This window comes from uncultured Maribacter sp. (assembly GCF_947500405.1).
GTDB lineage: Bacteria > Bacteroidota > Bacteroidia > Flavobacteriales > Flavobacteriaceae > Maribacter_B.
Genome location: NZ_CANMRY010000048.1, coordinates 1 through 1,168, shown reverse-complemented (window position 1 = coordinate 1,168; position 1,168 = coordinate 1). Strand labels below are relative to the sequence as shown.

Sequence of the window (1,168 nt, the reverse complement as noted above, 5' to 3'; positions counted from 1 at the left end):
GTATTAATTTTAAAAATTTATCTCTGGCTGACTGGTTAGCGTATACTTTCCCAGTCCGAAATCATAGCCGAGACGTTAGCTTTAATTACTAAATAAATTGTCTAAATTGAATAATATTATATTATGTCTGAAAAACTCTATCATTATTCTACATTTAGTAAATTCATAAATGGAATTTCTAAAACAAATTCTATAAGATTAAGTTCTATTTTAAATGTTAACGACCCTCTAGATTACAAAGATCGTGTTTATAGAAATCATCATCTTTTCAAAAAAGGGGAAGGTATTAGTATTGAAAATCTACATAAGTTAACCGAAGAATACAAAACTACTCTAAATACTAAATGGATAACAAATTGTAAAATTGCTTGTTTTTCAACCTCAAATGAAGAAAACAAATTGAAAGGCTACCAGTTAGCAAATTTGTGGTCTTATTATGCCGAAAATCACACAGGTATATGTATTGTTTTAAATAAGGAAAAAGTCGTTAATTATTTCAAGGAAAACTTTAAACTTTTTCATCCATTATGCGAACAAGTAGATTATAAAGATAGACTCAGTTATTGCTCTTACAAAATTGACTACACCAATAATGAAATAAAAGGTGTTTTAGATAATAAATCGACTCTATTCTTTGAGAAACTAAAATCTTGGGATAGAGAACAAGAATACAGATTAATTTGTTTTTCAAAAAATGAATTTGAGTATATTCCTTTAGAAGGAATGATTGAGGAAATAATATTAGGTCAAAAGATTTCTCTTGAAAACCAGGAAATTATTAAAGGAAAAAACTTGAGCATTAATATTAGTAAAATGAATTACTTCGGTGGAGATGGTAAGTTTGAGAAAATTGCAATTAAGAGCAACTTTTGGAAAGAAATGGCTGAAATAGAAAAAAACTAAAGCTAACACTGTATAAAAAACATAGGGCGATTGTGTTAAACCGAAAGGTCTGTGAATATTTATAAAGTCCGCTAAATATAAAATTTGGCATTTATAGTAAAAAAAGATAAAAGCAAAATATTTATATTTAGCTAAGTAATAAACCGAAACGAAAGTGCTTATCACCTGCCCTCCGTTTCTTATACTTAACGTTACCCTTAATGGCTGACCTGAAAAATTCTGACTAAATTTAATATCCTAAATGAGAATCTTGTGTGTCTGAATT

General features: G+C 27.9%; 1 protein-coding gene. It reads left to right on the top strand.

Annotated features, from left to right (window positions below):
• The first annotated feature begins 123 nt into the window (after window positions 1–123).
• The gene (locus Q0945_RS15910) at window positions 124–903 is read left to right on the top strand and encodes a DUF2971 domain-containing protein (RefSeq protein ID WP_299436623.1); all 780 of its coding nucleotides are present in this window, start codon (window positions 124–126) and stop codon (window positions 901–903) included.
• Window positions 904–1,168 lie beyond the last annotated feature (265 nt).